Raw genomic sequence first — 16,836 nt, forward strand, 5'->3', positions numbered from 1 at the left:
CGGCGTCACCGTTTCGCGCGAAGAAAAACGTCGAAATATACGTCAGTACAAGCGCGTTAGACGGCCTTGCTGCCGACGTCTTGGCGCGCGGCCGACGGCGCCGAATTGTGATCGATCGACTTGGTGGGCTCGGTCTTGTCCGCGACCTTGTCGTCGTCCTGCATGCCCTTCTTGAAGGCCTTGATGCCCTGGGCGACGTCACCCATCAGGTCCGAAATCTTGCCGCGACCGAACAGCAGCAGGACCACTGCGATCACAACGATCCAGTGCCAAATGCTAAGCGAACCCATCCTGCAACCCTCCAGAAATGGCCGGCGGACCGGCCTGAACATGGCCGGAAGTTAGGCCCGCGGGGTGTCAAAAACAAGGACCTCTGCCGCGGCAAATCGCTGTCGCGGCTACGTAATATTGCTAGGCTTAACCGGGAATATTCCGCCCTATTCGCCCTTCTCGGCGCCGTCGTGATCGTCCGCGTCGTCGGCGCGTTCGTCCGGCTCGTCGGCGTCGGGTTCGTGGGCGTCGGGCTCGGCCGCGTCAGGTTCGCCTGCCTCCACCTCACCGACCACCTCGGCTTCGGCCTCGGCTGTCGCTTCAACCTCGGCAGCGGCCTCGGTTTCGGTTTCAGTCTCAGCCTTCGGTTCCTCGGCCTCCGGCTCGACGGCCGGCGCGAGCAGCAGTTCCAGCGTATCGCCGGGCTCGAGCGGCTCCTCATCCTCGCGAAGCGTCGCATCGTCAGATGGCGACGGAACGGAGAAGCCGGTCGGCAGACGCGAGTCGAGCAGACCCGTGCCCTTCAGTTCCTCGAGCCCCGGCAGATCGCCGAGCGCTTCCAGGCTGAACTGCGACAGGAAGCCGTCGGTGGTTCCGAAGGTCAGCGGGCGGCCCGGCGTCTTGCGGCGGCCGCGCGGGCGGATCCAGCCGGTCTCAAGCAGCACGTCGATCGTTCCCTTCGACGTCACCACGCCGCGAATCTCTTCGATCTCGGCGCGGGTCACCGGCTGGTGATAAGCGACGATCGCCAGCACCTCGATCGCGGCACGCGACAGCTTCCGCGTCTCGGTGCTCTCGCGCGTCATCAGCCACGACAGATCGCCGGCGGTGCGGAACGTCCACTTGTTCGCGACCTTCACCAGGTTGACGCCACGCGGCGCATATTCCGCCTGCAACTGCGCGAGCGCCTGCTTGATGTCGACGCCGTCGGGCATCCGCTTGGCGAGCGTTGCCTGATCGATCGGCTCGGCCGATGCGAACAACAGGGCTTCCAGGAGCCGCAATTCCTCAGGACGCGCTACCGGATGATCCATAGGAGAAACCTCCTCCTCGGGCTCGTCTCTGCGCACTTCCGCCAAGCTTGCCATGGGCTTGCTCTCCTTCTTCCACTTACTCAACCGACAGGTCCGGCGCGGCCATTGCGGCCTGTGCCTGACGCTTTCGGAAATAGATCGGCGCGAACGCCTGCTTCTGGTTGATTTCCATCTCGCCTTCGCGAACCAATTCGAGGGCCGCGGCGAAGCTCGATGCGAACACCGTCGCCTTCTGGGTCGGATCGGCGACGTAGTTCATCAGGTACTCGTCGAGGCAGCTCCAGTCCTCGGCAATGCCGACCAGCCGCTCCAGCGAGGCGCGCGCTTCGGCGAGCGACCAGACGGTGCGCTTCTGCAGATGAACCGTGGTCAGCACGCGCGACTGGCGCTGCGTGGCATAGGCCGACAGCAGATCGTACAAGGTCGCGGTGAATTTCGGGTGCTTGATCTCGGCAATCGATTCCGGATTGCCGCGCGGAAAGATATCGCGCTGGAACTGCGGCCGGTTCATCAGCCGGTTCGCCGCCTCGCGGATCGCCTCCAGACGGCGCAGCCGGTTGGCAAGCGCGGTCGCCATTTCCTCGGCGCTCGGCCCCTCCGCGCTCGGCGGTTCGGGCAGCAGGAGCCGCGACTTCAGGAAGGCGAGCCAGGCTGCCATCACCAGATAGTCGGCGGCGAGTTCGAGACGGATCTTGCGGGCCGCCTCGATGAACGAGAGATATTGGTCGGCGAGCGCAAGGATCGAGATCTTCGACAGGTCGACCTTCTGCTGCCGCGCCAGCGTCAACAGCAGGTCGAGCGGGCCTTCATAGCCCTCGACGTCGACCACCAGCGCCGGTTCGCCCTCGGCGAGGTCGGCCGGCCGCCCGGTATCAAACGATAGAATTTCAGCGGTCATGCCGTCCCTACCCGATCCAACAACGCATCCAGTTCAGCCCGTGCCGCTTGCCGGTCCAGCGGCTCAGGCTGCTTCCGTGCGGCGAGCGCAGCCTTGGCGCGCTCAAGCGCCTTGCCGGTCAGTTCCGGCGTCTCCCGCGCGACCTCGCGCATTTCGTCGATATTGCCGTTGCAGTGCAGAATCATGTCGCAACCGGCGCTGACGATGGCGCGGGTCCGCTCGGCAATTGATCCGGCCAGCGCATTCATCGACACGTCATCACTCATCAACAAACCCTGAAACCCGATCAGGCCGCGAATCACCTGTTCGATGATTGTCGCAGAAGTCGTCGCCGGATGGACGGGGTCCAGCGCGCTAAACACAACATGTGCAGTCATCGCCATCGGCAGGTCCGCCAGTGGCTGGAACGCGGCAAAATCGGTCCGTTCCAGCTCGGCCTTGGCGGTATCGACCGTCGGCAGGCGGAAATGGCTGTCCGCCGTCGCCCGTCCATGGCCGGGAATATGTTTGAGAACCGGCAGCACGCCGCCCTGTTCCAGCCCCTTCGTGACCGCACGCGCGATCGCCGCGATCTTGTCAGGTTCGGTTCCATAAGCCCGGTTGCCGATGACAGCATCCGCTCCGGCCACGGGAACGTCGGCCAAGGGCAGGCAATCGACTGATATGCCGAGGTCGATCAGATCGGCCGCAATCAGCCGTGAGCTGAGCCGGGCCGCGGCCAGGCCGAGCTTCGGGTCGATGTCGTAGAGCGCGCCAAAGCTCGCGCCGGGCGGATAGACCGGCCAACGCGGCGGACCAAGCCGCTGCACCCGGCCGCCCTCCTGGTCGATCAGGACCGGCGCATCGGCCATGCCGGCCGCCGACTTGAGTTCCCCAACAAGAGCCGCGACTTGGGCCGGACTCTCGATGTTGCGCTTGAACAGGATGAAGCCCCATGGTCGCTCGGCGCGAATGAATTCGCGTTCAGCGTCGTTGAGGGTCAGCCCGGATATGCCCGTGATGAATGCGCGGTTCGTCATTCGGCCGATTAGGCCGTATGCAGCTCGCGGGTCAAGGAAACGGCCTTTAATTTCTTTGGATGAGGCACTGCGGCCCACCGGCCGACATCAGGCTCCGGCACAGCTGGTTCGCCTCTTCCGACGACGCGAACGGGCCGGCGAAGGCGCGGTAGTAGACGCCCTTCTCGCCGAGATCGACGCGTTTCACCACCAAAGGCTGCGAACCGAGCACGTTGCGATACTTACCCTGTAGCGTCCGGTACGACGCCTGCGCGTCCGCCTCGTTCTTCTGCGACGACACCTGAACCAGGTATCCGCCGCCGCCAACCGAAGCGGTCGAGGTCGACGCCACCCGGGTCGGGGGCGCAGCCGGAGCTGCCGCCGCGTCAGCTTGTCCGGGAACCAGCGACATTGGTGAGTTCACGCTGGCATTGGCTGCCGACGGATTGCCGCGCGACACCGGCGGCTTCGCCGCGGCGGGCTTGGCCGGCACGGCCGCCGTCGCCTGCGCACCATCAGGTGTGTCGCCACCCTTGACCGAGAGGGTACGGATCTTGCGCGGCTCGTTGTTCGGCAGGGTCCCGTTGGCGGTGAGCGGCGCCGGCGCGGGCTGCGCGGTCTGCACGCTGGCGGCCGGCGGCGGGTTGGCATTGGCGTTCAGCGGTGGAAACACGACGCGCGGTCCGGCGGTCTTCGAATTGACGTCGACCGGGGTCTCTTCACGCGAGACGATCTTTTCGGTGCCGTCACCCGTCGCCATGCGATCCGGCGTCTTGGCCGGTGCATCGGCCTGGGCCGGAATCACCTTGGTCGGCGTGTTGTCAGCCTTGATGATCGGAGGCTCACCGGTTCGCGGCGAGCCGACATAGTTGCGATAGGCGAGCGCACCACCGGTACCGACCACCGCAAGCACCACGACCGCGGCAACCGTCATCAGGCCACTGCTCCGCTTGCGCGGCTCGGGTTCTTCCTCGTAGGCCTCATAGGCGTAAGGATCGTCCGGATAGGACGGATCGCGCTGCAGGTCCTGCTCGCCGGCTTCTAGCTGGCCATAGAGCGCGTCGTCATAGCGCGACGGATCCTGCGCCTGATCGCCGGCCTGATAATGCGGCTCCTCATCGAAGGCCTCAGGCTGCCGGGGGGCCTCGACCGGCCGATAGGCCGCGACCGGCGCGGGCGCAGGCGGCTGCGCCTGCTGGGCCGCATAACGGTGCAACGGATGCACCGGCTTCGGCTGATAGTCCTGTTCCGGCTCTTCGTATTCGGTGTGCTGCACGGGCGGCGGCGCGGCCGCTTCCTGCCGCGCGCGCTGCATCCAGGGCGGCGGGCCCGCCGGCGGCGCCTCGTCCTCTTCCGCCTGCGGCTCATACTGTTGCGGCCGCGCATTGGCGCGCGACTGCAGCGGACGCGGCGGCGGCTTGTTGGCGGAGCCGAATGGATCCGTCTGGCCGATCAGGCGGGCCAGTTCAGCAAGCGGATCGCTCTCGGCCTTGGAGGCCGTGTCGGCGGAAAAATTTCGGTCCTGATATCGATCAGCCATTGTGATGATGCATCCCCTTCGGGACAGCGCCAAGATCGCCGGCACAGCCGGTCCGAACGAGTTGGCCCCTGCCAGATGCCCTCACAAATCCCCACTCGTGAGGGCCTAATGCCCCTGCCTACCGCATCTCGGTTGGAGCGTGGACGCCTAGAACAGCTAAGCCCGATGCCAGAACCGAGACGACGCCCTGAACCATTGCCAGTCGCGCCCTCGTGATTTCTGCATCATTATTGATAATGAAGCGTAAATAGGGCAAATCGCGCCCCTTGGTCCAAAGCGCATGAAATTCACTGGCCAAATCATATAGATAAAAAGCGATTCGGTGCGGCTCATGTGCCACCGCCGCGGCCTCGATCATCCGGGGATAAAGCGCAAGCCGCTTGAGCAGGTCGAGCTCGGCCGGGTCGGTCAACCGCTCGACCGCGGCGTTCCGCAGATAGGCCAGCCGGGCCTCGTCGGTCTCCGGCAGATCGGGAACCGCCTCCTCCCGCGCGTTGCGGAAGATCGAATGGCCGCGGGCGTGGCCGTATTGGACGTAGAAGACCGCGTTGTCCTTGGACTGCTCGATCACCTTGGCGAGGTCGAAATCGAGCACCGCATCGTTCTTGCGGAACAGCATCATGAAGCGCACGGCGTCGGAGCCGACCTCGTCGACGACTTCGCGCAGCGTGACGAATTCGCCCGAGCGCTTCGACATCTTCACAGGCTCACCGTCGCGCAGCAGCTTCACGAGCTGCACGATCTTGACGTCGAGCACGGCCTTGCCCGCGGTCACCGCCTTCACGGCCGCCTGCATGCGCTTGATGTAGCCGCCGTGGTCGGCGCCGAACACGTCGATCAGGTTGGTGAAGCCCCGCTCGAACTTGTTGCGGTGGTTGGCGATGTCGGATGCGAAATAAGTGTACGAGCCGTCCGACTTGATCAGCGGCCGATCGACGTCGTCGCCATACGCAGTGGCGCGGAACAGCGACTGCTCACGGTCCTCGTAATCCTCGACCGGCTTGCCCTTCGGCGGCGGCAAACGTCCTTCGTAGATGTCGCCCTTGGCGCGCAGGAAATCGATGGTCTCGGCGACCTTGTTATTGCCGGACGCGATCAGCGAACGCTCGGAGAAGAACACGTCGTGATGGATGTTGAGCGCGGCGAGATCGCCCTTGATCATCTCCATCATCATGGCGATCGCCTTGTCGCGCACGATCGGCAGCCACGCGCCTTCCGACATGTCGAGCAGCTTCTCGCCGTATTCCTTGGCGAGCACTTCTCCGACCGGCACGAGATAGTCGCCCGGATAGAGCCCTTCCGGGATCGCGCCGATGTCCTGCCCCAACGCCTCGCGGTAACGCAGGAACGCCGAGCGCGCGAGCACGTCGACCTGGGCACCGGCATCGTTGATGTAATATTCGCGGCAGACGTCGAAGCCCGCGAATTGCAGCAGGCTGCACAGCGCGTCGCCGAACACCGCGCCGCGGCAATGGCCGACATGCATCGGACCGGTCGGGTTGGCCGAGACGTATTCGACGTTGACCTTCTCGGCCTTGCCGATGTCGCTGCGTCCGTATGCAGAGCCGGCGGCCAGCACGGCGCGCAGCGCGTCCGCCCAGACCTGCGGCTTCAAGGTCAGGTTGATGAAGCCGGGACCTGCGACATCGACCGAAGCCACCAGCGCGTCGGCGCGCAGCCGCTCGGCGATCTTGTCGGCGAGCTCGCGCGGCTTGGCCTTGGCGTCCTTGGCGAGCACCATCGCGGCATTGGTCGCCATATCGCCATGGCTGGCATCACGCGGCGGCTCGACCACGACGCGGGACAGGTCGATGCCCGCGGGCCAATTGTCCTCGGCTCCGACCGCGGCACAGATCGCGTGCACGCGCGTCAGCATGTCGGCAAAAAGGTGTTGTGAAGCAGTGGTGTCGGCCATGGCAGGGCGCTAACGCAAATCCGGGGTCGAGTCAAAAAGCCTTTGGTGTTCGATCAGGGCGAAGCGGTCGGTCATTCCGGCAATGAAATTGCCGATCCGCCTGTTCCGCGCGCTGGCGGTCTCCTGCACGCTGCCCTCGATCCATTCCGCCGGCAGGTCGCCCGGCGATTGCCGGTAGCGCTCAAACAGGTTGCGCACCACCTGCTCGGCCTCCCGCATCACGATCATCACCCGCTGGTGGCGATACATCCGCCGGAACAGGAACGCCTTGATCGCCGCCTCCTGCTCCGCGACCTCGGGCGGAAATGCGATGAGCGGCGCATTGTGGCGGCGCACGTCCTGGGCCGATTGCGGCTGCGCGACGGCGAGGCGCCGGGTCGCCTCGTTGAAGACAGCGCTGATGAAATGCGAGATCAGCTCACGCACCAGCTCGGCGCCGCGCCGGACCTCGTCGAGCCCCGGATAATGGCGGTCGATCTCGGCGATGATCTCTGCTGTCAGCGGCATCTCCTTGAGGTCGTCAACCGCGAACAGGCCGGCGCGCAGGCCGTCGTCGATGTCGTGCGCGTCATAGGCGATGTCGTCGGCGAAGGCCGCGATCTGTGCCTCGAGCGAGGCGTAGCTCCAGAGCTCGAGGTCGTAGGTCTTGTTGTAGTCGGCGATCCCGACCGGAAGGCCGCCTTGCAGATAGCGGCCGGCCGGCGCGCCGCTGCGTTCGGTCAGCGGGCCGTTGTGCTTGACGATCCCCTCGAGCGATTCCCAGGTCAGGTTCAGGCCGCCGAATTCGGGATAGCGGTGCTCCAGCGAGGTGACGACCCGCAGCGCCTGCGCATTGTGGTCGAAGCCGCCATCGGCCTTGAGGCAATCGTCGAGCGCCCGCTCCCCGGCATGCCCGAACGGCGGATGGCCGAGGTCGTGCGCAAGCGCCAGCGTCTCGGTCAGATCCTCATCGACCCCGAGCTGGCGGGCCAGCGCGCGGGCGATCTGCGCCACCTCCAGCGAATGGGTCAGCCGGGTGCGGTAGTGATCGCCCTCATGGAAGACGAAGACCTGGGTCTTGTGCTTCAGGCGGCGGAACGCGGTGGAATGGATCACCCGGTCACAGTCGCGCCGGAACGGGCTGCGGGTCCGGCTCGGCGGCTCCGCGACAAGCCGGCCGCGGCTGCGGTCGGGGTCGCAGGCATAAGGCGCGCGGGGGGCAGCCATTCCGACCGACACAGTATTTTAGTCCTTATCCATTTGATTCCATGGTCCGACGCACTTAACTATGACTGAGGCGGCTGACCAAATGAATTGGGCATGACGCCGGGCATGATCCGATCCGACCATGCCCAGAATAGGGTTCGGAGACCGATATGACTGCTGCCATCACCGTCAGCGAACGGGCCGCCCGCCGTATCGGGCAGATCCTCAGCAAGGAAGGCGAAGGCGCCAAGCTGCGCATTTCCGTCGAGGGCGGCGGCTGCTCCGGTTTCCAGTACAAATTCGACGTCGAGCGCACCCAGGCCGATGACGACCTCGTGATCGAGCGCGACAGCGCGGTAGTGCTGATCGATCCCGCCTCGGTCCCGTTCCTGGCGGGCTCGGAAGTGGACTTCGTCGACGACCTGATCGGCGCCTCGTTCCGCGTCGTCAATCCGAACGCCACTGCCTCCTGCGGCTGCGGCACCAGCTTCTCGATCTAACGCTCTTGCACTGACGCATCTCCCCGATGCGAACCGGTATCCGGTTCGCCGGAGATGCGGCGCTACTCCGCCGCGACCGCCTGCGGACGCTCGGCATCGCCGTCCGCCTGCGGATCGAGCTTGCGGCGCAGCCTGCGGTCGATGCGGTCGAGATAGATGTAGATCACGGGCGTGATGAACAGCGTCAGCAATTGCGAGACGCAGAGGCCGCCGACCACGGCGACGCCGAGCGGCTGACGCAGCTCGGCGCCGGCGCCCGCGCCGAGCGCGATCGGCAGCGTACCGAAGATCGCCGCGAACGTCGTCATCATGATCGGACGGAAGCGCAGCAGCGCCGCCTCGCGGATCGCGTGCTCGGCGCTAAGGCCGACGCGGCGCCGCTCCAGCGCGAAGTCGACCATCATGATCGCGTTCTTCTTGACGATGCCGACCAGCATCACGATGCCGATCATCGCGATGACGGACAGCTCCATCCCGAACAACATCAACGTCAGGATCGCGCCGATACCGGCCGACGGCAGGCCCGAGATGATCGTGATCGGGTGGATGAAGCTCTCGTAGAGAATGCCGAGGATCACGAAGGCTGCGAACACCGCGGCGAGGATCAGGACGCCCTGCCCGCGCAGCGAATCCTGGAACACCTGCGCGGTGCCGGAGAAACCCGTCGCAATCGTCGGCGGCAGGTTGGCGGTCTGCTCGAGCTCGGTGATCTTGTCGACCGCGTAGCCGAGCGAATTGCCGGGCGCGAGATTGAACGAGATCGTCACCGCCGGCTGCTGGCCCTGGTGATTGATCTGCAGCGGCCCGACCGTCGGCACCAGCCGCGCCACCGCATCCAGCGGAATGGTCTGGCCGTTCGCGGTCTTCATATAGAGTTTTGACAGATCGGACGGATCGACCCGGAACTGCGGCTGCACTTCCAGGATGATCTGGTAGTCATTCGACGGCATGTAGATGGTGCCGACCTGCCGCGCGCCGTAGGCGTTGTAGAGCTGGTTGCGGACCTGATCGACGGTGACGCCGTAGACCGCCGCCTTCTCGCGGTCGATGTCGACCGTCATCTGCGGGTTCTTGATGTAGAGGTCGGTGGTGACGTCGAGGAGCCCTGCGATCTTCTCGATCTTGTCCCGCATCTCAGGCGCCAGCCGGTACAGCGCCTCGGTATCGCCGCTCTGCATCACATACTGATACTGGCTCTTGGAGATGCGGCCGCCGATGTTGAGGTTCTGGATGCTCTGGAAGAACGCCTGCATGCCCGGGATCTCGCGGGCCTTCTGGCGGAGACGACCGACCACGACGGCGGCGCTGTCGCGCATCTTCTGTGGCTTCAGCGCGATGAACAGCCGGCCGTAATTCGCGGTCGGATTCGGACCACCGGAGCCGACCGTGGAATTGATGTACTCGATCGCCGGATCGGTCCGCAGCACCTCGACCAGCGCCTGCTGACGCACCTTCATCGCCTCGAACGAGGTGTCGGTCGCGGCCTCCGTCACGCCGATCAGGAAGCCGGTGTCCTCTTGCGGGAAGAAGCCCTTCGGCACGATCATGTAGAGGTAGATGGTGCCGCCGAGCGTCGCCAGCGTCACCACCAGCATCAGCGCCTTCTTGGCCAGCACCCAGTCCAGCGCCCATTCATAGGCGCGCAGCCAGGCCTCGAACATCGCCTCGAACGCCCGCAGCACGATGTTCGGCCGCTTGGCCGCATCATGCGCGCGCAGCACGCGGGCGCACAGCATCGGCGTCAAGGTCAGCGACACGAAGCCGGAGACGATGATCGCGACCGAGATCGTGACTGCGAATTCCCGGAACACGCGGCCGACGATGCCGCCCATCAGCAGCACCGGGATGAACACGGCGATCAGCGAGAAGGTGATCGAGATGATGGTGAAGCCGATCTCGCGGGCGCCCTTCAGCGCCGCCTCGAACGGCTTCATGCCGTGCTCGATATGGCGGACGATGTTCTCCAGCATGACGATGGCATCATCGACCACGAAGCCCACCGAGAGCGTCAGCGCCAGCAGCGTCATGTTGTTGATCGAGTAATCCAGCGCGTACATCGCAGCACAAGTGCCGAACAGCGAGATCGGCACCGCCAGCGCCGGGATGAAGGTCGCCGACGCCGAGCGCAGGAACAGGAAGATCACGAGGATCACGAGCGCGATCGCGATCAGCAGGGTCTCCTCGACGTCGCTGACCGCCTGCCGGATCGAGATCGAGCGGTCCATCATGACCTGCATGGTGACCGACGGCGGGATTGCGGCGCGGAGCGACGGCAGTTTTGCGAGGACGGCGTCGACGACGGCCACGGTGTTGGCGTCGGGCTGCTTCTGGATCGCGAGCACGATCGCGCGCTCGTCGTTCATCCAGGTCGCGATCTTGTCGTTCTCGACGCTGTCATAGACCCTGGCGATGTCGTCGAGGCGGACCGGCGAGCCGTTGCGCCAGGCGACGTAGATCTGGCGGTAGTCGGCCGCCTTGTCCATCTGGCCGGAGGCCTGCAGCGCGACGTCCTGCTTCGGACCGTTCAGCGTGCCGACCGGGGTCGAGGAATTGGCGCGCGACACCGCGGCGCGGATGTCCTCCATCGAAACGCTGCGGGCGGCCGCCGCCTCCGGATCGGCCTGCACCCGGATCGCGAATTTCTGCGCGCCGTAGATCAGGACCTGCGCGACGCCCGGCAGCTGCGACAGCGCCTGCCCGATCGTGATGTCGCCGTATTCATTGACCGCCGACAGCGGCAGCGTCGCCGATCCCAGCGAGACGAACAGCACCGGGAAATCCGCCGGGTTCACTTTCCGGAAGCTCGGCGGGATCGTCATCTCGATCGGCAGCCGGCGCTGCGCGATGGTCAATGCCGTCTGCACGTCAAGCGCGGCGGCATCGATGCTGCGGTTGAGGTCGAACTGGATGGTGATGACGCTCGTGCCCTGCGAGGAGTTCGAGTTCATCGATGAGATGCCGGCAATGGTCGATAGCTGGCGCTCGATGATGCCGGCGACTGAGGCGGCCATGGTGTCGGCGCTGGCGCCGGGAAGCGTCGCGGTGACCGCGATGGTCGGGAAGTCGACCTTGGGCAGCGCCGAGACCGGCAGCAGGCGGAAGCCGAACACGCCGAATGCGATGATCGACGCCGTGATCAGCGTCGTCATGACCGGGCGGCGGATGCAGAGCTCGGAGAGCGTCATCGGTCAGGCTCCGGCCTTGCGCGCCCGCAGCTCGACCCGCGATCCTTCCGAGAGAAGCAACTGGCCGTCGACGACGACACTTTCATCGCCTGCCAGACCGTCGGAGATCACCGACGAGCCCTGGAAGGTGCGATCGACTTTGACCGGCTGGACCTTGGCGACGCCGTCCCTGACGACGAAGACGAAATTGCCGTTCTGGCTGCGCTGGACCGCGACCGTCGGCACCACGACCGCGTCCTCGCTGCGGATGATCAGCTTGGTCTGCACGATGGTGCCGGGCCACAGCGTCTCGCTGGCATTGTTCATGATGCCACGCACCGTCACCATGCCTGTGGTCGCATCGACGGCGTTCTCGACCATCGCGACCTTGCCGTTCTCGGAGCGCTGGTGGCCGGGAATGGTCGCGATCACCTTTGAATCGCCCTTCCCCATGGCGTCGCGCAGATCGACCAGCGCACGCTGCGGAATTGCGAAGGTGACGTAGACCGGCGCCATCTGGTTGATGACCGCAAGCGGCTGGGTATCGGCGGGACGCACGAAATTGCCGACCTTGACGTTGGCGGCGCTGATCCGCCCCGCGAACGGCGCGCGGATCACGGTGTAGCTCTTCTGGACGCGGAGGTTTTCCAGCGCGAACTGGTCGGCCTTGATGGTGCCGATCAGGACGTCGGACTGGGTCTTGGCGTTGTCGAGATTGACCTGGGTGGTCGCGCCCTTGCCGACAAGTTCGGTGTAGCGACGGAGGTCGCGCTGCGCGCCCTCGAGCTGGGCCTGGTCGCGGGCCAGCACGCCCTCGGCCTGCTCGATCTGGGCATCGATCTGCCGCGCGTCGAGCATGAACAGCAGGTCGCCTTCATTGACCCTGGCGCCGTCCTCGAAATGGACCGAGACGATGGTGGTCTCCAGCCGCGACTTCAGCGCCACGCTGGAGATCGGCGTGACCTGTCCGATCGCATCGACGTCAACCGGAACCGATTTGCGTTCGGCCTTGGCGAGATCCACCGAGACGACGCGTGGCCGCGGGGTCCCTTGCGCGGTGGCGGCACCGCCACCCATCCATGAAGCGCGGGTCATGTACGCCGCCCCGGCCGCAATGCCGAGAACAGCGACAGTCAGAACCAAATTGCGTCTTTTCATAAGTTTTGCACGTGCGCCGCCCGCTTCCCTTGAGGGCCGGGACGCTTCGCAACTCCCCCCGTCGGCAATTGTTACGCCTTGTTTCTGGAGAGGGTTAGCACAGCAGGGCTGCGCATGGTATGCCACCAAAGTGAAAAAGTGCGCCGCGTCGGGCGCTGCGAATCGCTGCCTTATGTCCACCTCCGTCCTGATCTGCACCTGGGAAGACGCCCGCGAACGCGCCGGCGCCATCCGCTACAATGTCTTTGTCGAAGAACAGGGCGTGCCGGTCGAACTGGAATGGGACGACATGGACGCGTCGAGCTGGCACGCGCTGGCTTTTGTCGAGGACGGCACCGCCGTGGCGACGGGCCGGCTGCTCCCCGACGGCCACATCGGCCGCATGGCCGTGCTCAAAATGGCACGCGGCACGGGCGTTGGCGCCCGGGTGCTGGACGCGCTGATGGCCAAGGCGGCCGAACTCGGCTATCCCGAACTGATCCTCAACGCGCAGACGCACGCGGAGCCGTTCTATGCGCGCGCCGGGTTCGAACGGTGCGGCGACGAGTTCGAGGAAGCCGGCATCCCACACATCGAGATGCGGAAACGCTTGGACTAGGCGGAGCGCTTGCCAACGCGCCGCGTCAAATAGAGGACTTCCGATGACTGTTCGCATCGCCACCTGGAACGTCAACTCGGTCCGGCAACGGATCGAACTGCTGGTCAGCTGGCTGAAGGAATGCTCTCCCGACATCGTCTGCCTGCAGGAGATCAAATGCGTCGACGACGCGTTTCCCCGGCTCGAGGTCGAGGCGCTCGGGTATAATGTCGTCACCCACGGCCAGAAGACGTTCAACGGCGTTGCGCTGCTCTCCAAGTTGCCGTTCGACGAGACCAAATCGGGCCTTGCCGGCGACGACGAGGACGCCCATGCCCGCTTCCTCGAAGGCGTCGTCACGCTGAAGCAGGGCGTGGTGCGGGTCGCGTGTCTCTATCTGCCCAACGGCAACCCCGCGAACACCGACAAATATCCCTACAAGCTCAAATGGATGTCGCGGCTTCTTGAGTACGCGAAGGAACGGCTTAAGGCCGAAGAGCCGCTGATCCTGGCCGGCGACTACAATGTCATCCCGGCGGCCCGCGACGTCTATAATCCGGCCGCCTGGGTCGACGACGCCCTGTTCCGGCCTCAGACCCGTGAAGCCTTCCAGTCGCTGCTCGGCCTCGGCCTGACCGATGCGCTGCGGGCGGTCAATGACGAGCCCGGCCAGTACACTTTCTGGGACTACCAAGCCGGCGCCTGGCAGAAGAACTGGGGCCTGCGCATCGACCATCTGCTGATGTCGCCGCAAGCCAGCGACCGGCTGATCGATGTCGGGATCGACAGTTATGTGCGCGCCTGGGAGAAACCGTCCGACCATGTGCCGGTGTGGGCGGATCTCGATTTCGAGACCGCCTGAGCCCCAAGCAAGCCCCGAAGGCCGCCGGCGATATCAGTCGCGGCGGACTCTAATCGCGGCGGCCCTGCACCCAATGCTCGAGCATCTGCAGCGCCATCGCACGGTCGTCTTCCGACGCCTTGGCGATCGCCCGGTTGTAGCTTTCCTTGATCCAGGCCTCGTCGGGCGTTGCGCTGTCACGCGCGAGCGTCAGCCACATCAGGCCGCGCGCCCGCTGCGGCGGCAGCCGGTCGCCGTTGAACAGCATCTGGCCAAGCAGCGCCTGCGCTTGATGCTGGCCCTTCTGCGCGGCGAGCCCGAGCCAGCGCGCGCCATAGCGGAAATCGTCCCGCGAGGCGTCCGGCGTCTTCAGGTACAGCCGGGCAAGGTCGTACTGGGCGTCGGCGTTGCCGAAATAGGACGCCGCATACGAGAACATCTCCCGCGCCCGCTCGGTGTCCGCCTTCACCTTGGAATTGGGAATGCCGCTCAGATAGTAGCGGCCGAGCGCCACGAAGGCGTTGGCCACGATCGAGGCTTGCGGTGCCGACGGGGAATCCTCGGCATGCGCATTGGCGATCCGGCTGAAATACTCGAAGGCGCGCATGTCGTCCTGGATGACGCCGTCGCCCTCGGCGTACATCTTGCCGAGCTTCCACTGCGCCACCGGGTGACCGCCCTCGGCCTGATACTGCAGCGTGCTGAACGAGGAGGTCGGCGCGGTCGCGGTCGGTGCGACCGGGCTGGCGGCCCGCTTCAGCGCGGCGGCCGTCCCCGGCTGCGGGGAAACCACCGGAAGAACGGTATCCTGGGGGCTGACCGGGGCGCCGTCGAATCCGAATCCAGGGCCCGCCACCGGAATGGCCCCTAACGCAAACGCAAAAATCGTACGCTTAAACGTCCGCATAACACTGTTTCTCGTGCGCGCCACCCGGATGGGTGACCGCGCCATCCACCGCCGGCCCCACTTGCTCGGCGTACTTCCACAGCGCACCAGATGTGTGGTTAGTCGCGCGAGGGGCCCATTTGGTCTTACGATTTGCGAGCTCGGCGTCGCTCAATTTTACGTCAAGTGTGCCGGCGACCGCATCGATCTCGATGATATCGCCGTCCTGCAATAACCCGATCGGCCCGCCGACGGCCGCTTCAGGTCCAATATGTCCGATGCAGAAGCCACGGGTGGCACCGGAGAACCGGCCGTCGGTGATCAGGGCAACCTTGCCCCCCATCCCTTGCCCGGTCAGCGCCGCCGTGGTCGCCAGCATCTCCCGCATCCCGGGACCGCCCTTCGGCCCCTCGTAGCGGATCACAATCACTTCGCCTTCCTTGTAGGTGCGCTTCTGCACCGCCTCGAAGGCGTCTTCCTCGCGGTCGAAGCACCGGGCCGGACCGGTAAACTTCAGGTTCGACATGCCCGCGACCTTCACGATCGCACCCTCCGGAGCGAGATTACCCTTCAGACCGACAACGCCACCTGTCACGGTGATAGGTTTGTCGGCCGGCCGCACCACGTCCTGGTGCGGATTCCATTTCACGCTTTTGAGGTTTTCGGCGATCGTTCGGCCAGTGACGGTCAGGCAATTCCCGTGCAGGTGGCCATTGTCGAGCAGCGTCTTCATCAGCAGCGGAATGCCACCTACTTCAAACATGTCTTTGGCAACATAACGGCCGCCCGGCTTCAAATCCGCGACGTAAGGAGTCTTTTTGAAGATTTCGGCAACGTCGAACAAATTGAATTTAATGCCGCACTCATGGGCGATCGCCGGCAGGTGCAGCGCAGCATTGGTCGAGCCGCCCGAGGCCGCAACCACTGCCGCAGCATTCTCAAGGGCTTCGCGGGTGACGATGTCGCGGGGGCGGATGTTTTTCTCGATCAGCTCCATCACCTTCTCGCCGGCGGCGGCGCAGAAGGAGTCGCGTATCTCGTAGGGCGCAGGCGCGCCGGCCGAGTACGGCAGCGCGAGGCCAATCGCCTCGGAGACGGTCGCCATGGTGTTGGCGGTGAACTGGGCGCCGCAGGCGCCGGCCGACGGGCACGCCACCCGCTCGATCTCGTCGAGGTCCTCGTCCGACATGGCGCCGACCGAGTGCTTGCCGACCGCCTCGAACATGTCCTGCACGGTAACCGGTTGCCCGCGGAAGTTGCCGGGCAGGATCGAGCCGCCATAGATGAAGATCGAGGGCACGTTGAGCCGGACCATCGCCATCATCATGCCCGGCAGCGACTTGTCGCAGCCGGCGAGCCCGACCAGCGCGTCATAGGCGTGGCCGCGGACGGTGAGCTCGACCGAATCGGCGATGCATTCACGCGACGGCAGCGACGAGCGCATGCCGTCATGGCCCATCGCGATGCCGTCGGTCACGGTGATGGTGCAGAATTCGCGCGGCGTGCCGCCGGCGGATGCCACGCCCTTCTTCACCGCCTGCGCCTGGCGCATCAGCGAAATGTTGCACGGGGCCGCTTCGTTCCAACATGAAGCAACGCCGACAAAGGGTTGATGAATCTGGGCTGTCGTCAGCCCCATGGCGTAGAGATAGGAACGGTGCGGCGCGCGCTGGGGCCCCTCCGTCACGTGACGGCTCGGCAGCCTGCTCTTGATGTTCGTCTTGACGTCCATCGCGACCCTGTTCCGACGCTCTTTTCCTGCGCTCTTTCTTGCATCAACGCCGGAACCCGAAAAAATGTCCCGACGCCGGAGCGCTGGCTATTCAGCTAGGTGAATATCCTTTCATGTGAGGGTGTGGCTAAAAAGCGG

At 65.2% G+C, this 16,836-nt stretch carries 13 protein-coding genes and 1 pseudogene; 3 read left to right on the forward strand and 11 right to left on the reverse strand.

The annotated features are described in order from the left end of the window. Positions 1-56: 56 nt before the first annotated feature. The 7 genes and pseudogenes from FBZ93_RS00585 to FBZ93_RS00615 form a co-directional block, all read right to left on the reverse strand. Positions 57-290: a twin-arginine translocase TatA/TatE family subunit gene (locus tag FBZ93_RS00585; RefSeq protein ID WP_146984058.1), complete on the reverse strand. Its 234-nt coding sequence runs from the start codon at positions 288-290 to the stop codon at positions 57-59. Between the two features lie 177 nt (positions 291-467). Next, a pseudogene (gene scpB, locus FBZ93_RS00590) lies at positions 468-1,358 on the reverse strand (SMC-Scp complex subunit ScpB); the annotation flags it as partial. 22 nt (positions 1,359-1,380) lie between these two features. Further along, positions 1,381-2,202: a segregation and condensation protein A gene (locus FBZ93_RS00595; RefSeq protein WP_050420355.1), complete on the reverse strand. Its 822-nt coding sequence runs from the start codon at positions 2,200-2,202 to the stop codon at positions 1,381-1,383. After that, positions 2,199-3,221 carry a beta-N-acetylhexosaminidase gene (nagZ, locus tag FBZ93_RS00600; protein WP_146984061.1) on the reverse strand — a complete coding sequence of 341 codons (1,023 nt, stop codon included), beginning with the start codon at positions 3,219-3,221 and terminating at the stop codon, positions 2,199-2,201. Before nagZ ends, FBZ93_RS00595 begins: the two co-directional genes overlap by 4 nt. Positions 3,222-3,267: 46 nt before the next feature. Continuing rightward, positions 3,268-4,740: an SPOR domain-containing protein gene (locus FBZ93_RS00605; protein WP_146984062.1), complete on the reverse strand. Its 1,473-nt coding sequence runs from the start codon at positions 4,738-4,740 to the stop codon at positions 3,268-3,270. A 118-nt stretch (positions 4,741-4,858) separates the two neighbouring features. After that, complete coding sequence (argS, locus tag FBZ93_RS00610) at positions 4,859-6,655, reverse strand: arginine--tRNA ligase (RefSeq protein ID WP_146984064.1); 1,797 nt, start codon at positions 6,653-6,655, stop codon at positions 4,859-4,861. 9 nt (positions 6,656-6,664) lie between these two features. Further along, a complete protein-coding gene (locus tag FBZ93_RS00615; protein WP_146984066.1) occupies positions 6,665-7,873 on the reverse strand; it encodes a deoxyguanosinetriphosphate triphosphohydrolase in 1,209 nt (402 codons plus the stop codon). Between the two features lie 137 nt (positions 7,874-8,010). Between FBZ93_RS00615 and erpA the strand changes: the two genes are divergently transcribed. Continuing rightward, a complete protein-coding gene (gene erpA / locus FBZ93_RS00620; protein ID WP_016846874.1) occupies positions 8,011-8,340 on the forward strand; it encodes an iron-sulfur cluster insertion protein ErpA in 330 nt (109 codons plus the stop codon). A gap of 62 nt (positions 8,341-8,402) precedes the next feature. Here erpA and FBZ93_RS00625 read toward each other — a convergent pair whose 3' ends face one another. Together FBZ93_RS00625 and FBZ93_RS00630 are read right to left on the reverse strand one after the other, a co-directional pair. Continuing rightward, entirely contained in the window at positions 8,403-11,525 is a 3,123-nt protein-coding gene (locus FBZ93_RS00625; protein WP_146984067.1) for an efflux RND transporter permease subunit, read from the reverse strand. Between the two features lie 3 nt (positions 11,526-11,528). Continuing rightward, the gene (locus FBZ93_RS00630) at positions 11,529-12,662 is read right to left on the reverse strand and encodes an efflux RND transporter periplasmic adaptor subunit (protein ID WP_146984069.1); all 1,134 of its coding nucleotides are present in this window, start codon (positions 12,660-12,662) and stop codon (positions 11,529-11,531) included. 172 nt (positions 12,663-12,834) lie between these two features. On the opposite strand from FBZ93_RS00630, the gene FBZ93_RS00635 reads away from it, so the two are divergent. Next, complete coding sequence (locus FBZ93_RS00635; RefSeq protein WP_146984071.1) at positions 12,835-13,260, forward strand: GNAT family N-acetyltransferase; 426 nt, start codon at positions 12,835-12,837, stop codon at positions 13,258-13,260. A 43-nt stretch (positions 13,261-13,303) separates the two neighbouring features. Then, positions 13,304-14,101, forward strand: coding sequence for an exodeoxyribonuclease III (gene xth, locus FBZ93_RS00640; RefSeq protein WP_146984072.1), 798 nt, complete (start codon positions 13,304-13,306; stop codon positions 14,099-14,101). A 49-nt stretch (positions 14,102-14,150) separates the two neighbouring features. On the opposite strand, the gene FBZ93_RS00645 is transcribed toward xth, so the two are convergent. Both FBZ93_RS00645 and ilvD read right to left on the reverse strand, forming a co-directional pair. Next, entirely contained in the window at positions 14,151-14,987 is an 837-nt protein-coding gene (locus FBZ93_RS00645) for a tetratricopeptide repeat protein (protein ID WP_167528861.1), read from the reverse strand. Continuing rightward, positions 14,974-16,698: a dihydroxy-acid dehydratase gene (gene ilvD / locus FBZ93_RS00650; protein ID WP_146984075.1), complete on the reverse strand. Its 1,725-nt coding sequence runs from the start codon at positions 16,696-16,698 to the stop codon at positions 14,974-14,976. Before ilvD ends, FBZ93_RS00645 begins: the two co-directional genes overlap by 14 nt. Between the last annotated feature and the right edge of the window lie 138 nt (positions 16,699-16,836).

The sequence above is a fragment of the Bradyrhizobium macuxiense genome (assembly GCF_007993935.1).
GTDB classification, from domain to species: domain Bacteria; phylum Pseudomonadota; class Alphaproteobacteria; order Rhizobiales; family Xanthobacteraceae; genus Bradyrhizobium; species Bradyrhizobium macuxiense_A.

What these genes read in the sequence shown, in the direction of transcription:
- FBZ93_RS00585 (WP_146984058.1), bottom strand. Translation starts at nt 290, where the DNA reads ATGGGTTCGCTTAGCATTTGGCACTGGATCGTTGTGATCGCAGTGGTC.
- FBZ93_RS00595 (WP_050420355.1), bottom strand. Translation starts at nt 2,202, where the DNA reads ATGACCGCTGAAATTCTATCGTTTGATACCGGGCGGCCGGCCGACCTC.
- nagZ (WP_146984061.1), bottom strand. Translation starts at nt 3,221, where the DNA reads ATGACGAACCGCGCATTCATCACGGGCATATCCGGGCTGACCCTCAAC.
- FBZ93_RS00605 (WP_146984062.1), bottom strand. Translation starts at nt 4,740, where the DNA reads ATGGCTGATCGATATCAGGACCGAAATTTTTCCGCCGACACGGCCTCC.
- argS (WP_146984064.1), bottom strand. Translation starts at nt 6,655, where the DNA reads ATGGCCGACACCACTGCTTCACAACACCTTTTTGCCGACATGCTGACG.
- erpA (WP_016846874.1), top strand. Translation starts at nt 8,011, where the DNA reads ATGACTGCTGCCATCACCGTCAGCGAACGGGCCGCCCGCCGTATCGGG.
- FBZ93_RS00625 (WP_146984067.1), bottom strand. Translation starts at nt 11,525, where the DNA reads ATGACGCTCTCCGAGCTCTGCATCCGCCGCCCGGTCATGACGACGCTG.
- FBZ93_RS00630 (WP_146984069.1), bottom strand. Translation starts at nt 12,662, where the DNA reads ATGAAAAGACGCAATTTGGTTCTGACTGTCGCTGTTCTCGGCATTGCG.
- FBZ93_RS00635 (WP_146984071.1), top strand. Translation starts at nt 12,835, where the DNA reads ATGTCCACCTCCGTCCTGATCTGCACCTGGGAAGACGCCCGCGAACGC.
- xth (WP_146984072.1), top strand. Translation starts at nt 13,304, where the DNA reads ATGACTGTTCGCATCGCCACCTGGAACGTCAACTCGGTCCGGCAACGG.
- FBZ93_RS00645 (WP_167528861.1), bottom strand. Translation starts at nt 14,987, where the DNA reads ATGCGGACGTTTAAGCGTACGATTTTTGCGTTTGCGTTAGGGGCCATT.
- ilvD (WP_146984075.1), bottom strand. Translation starts at nt 16,698, where the DNA reads ATGGACGTCAAGACGAACATCAAGAGCAGGCTGCCGAGCCGTCACGTG.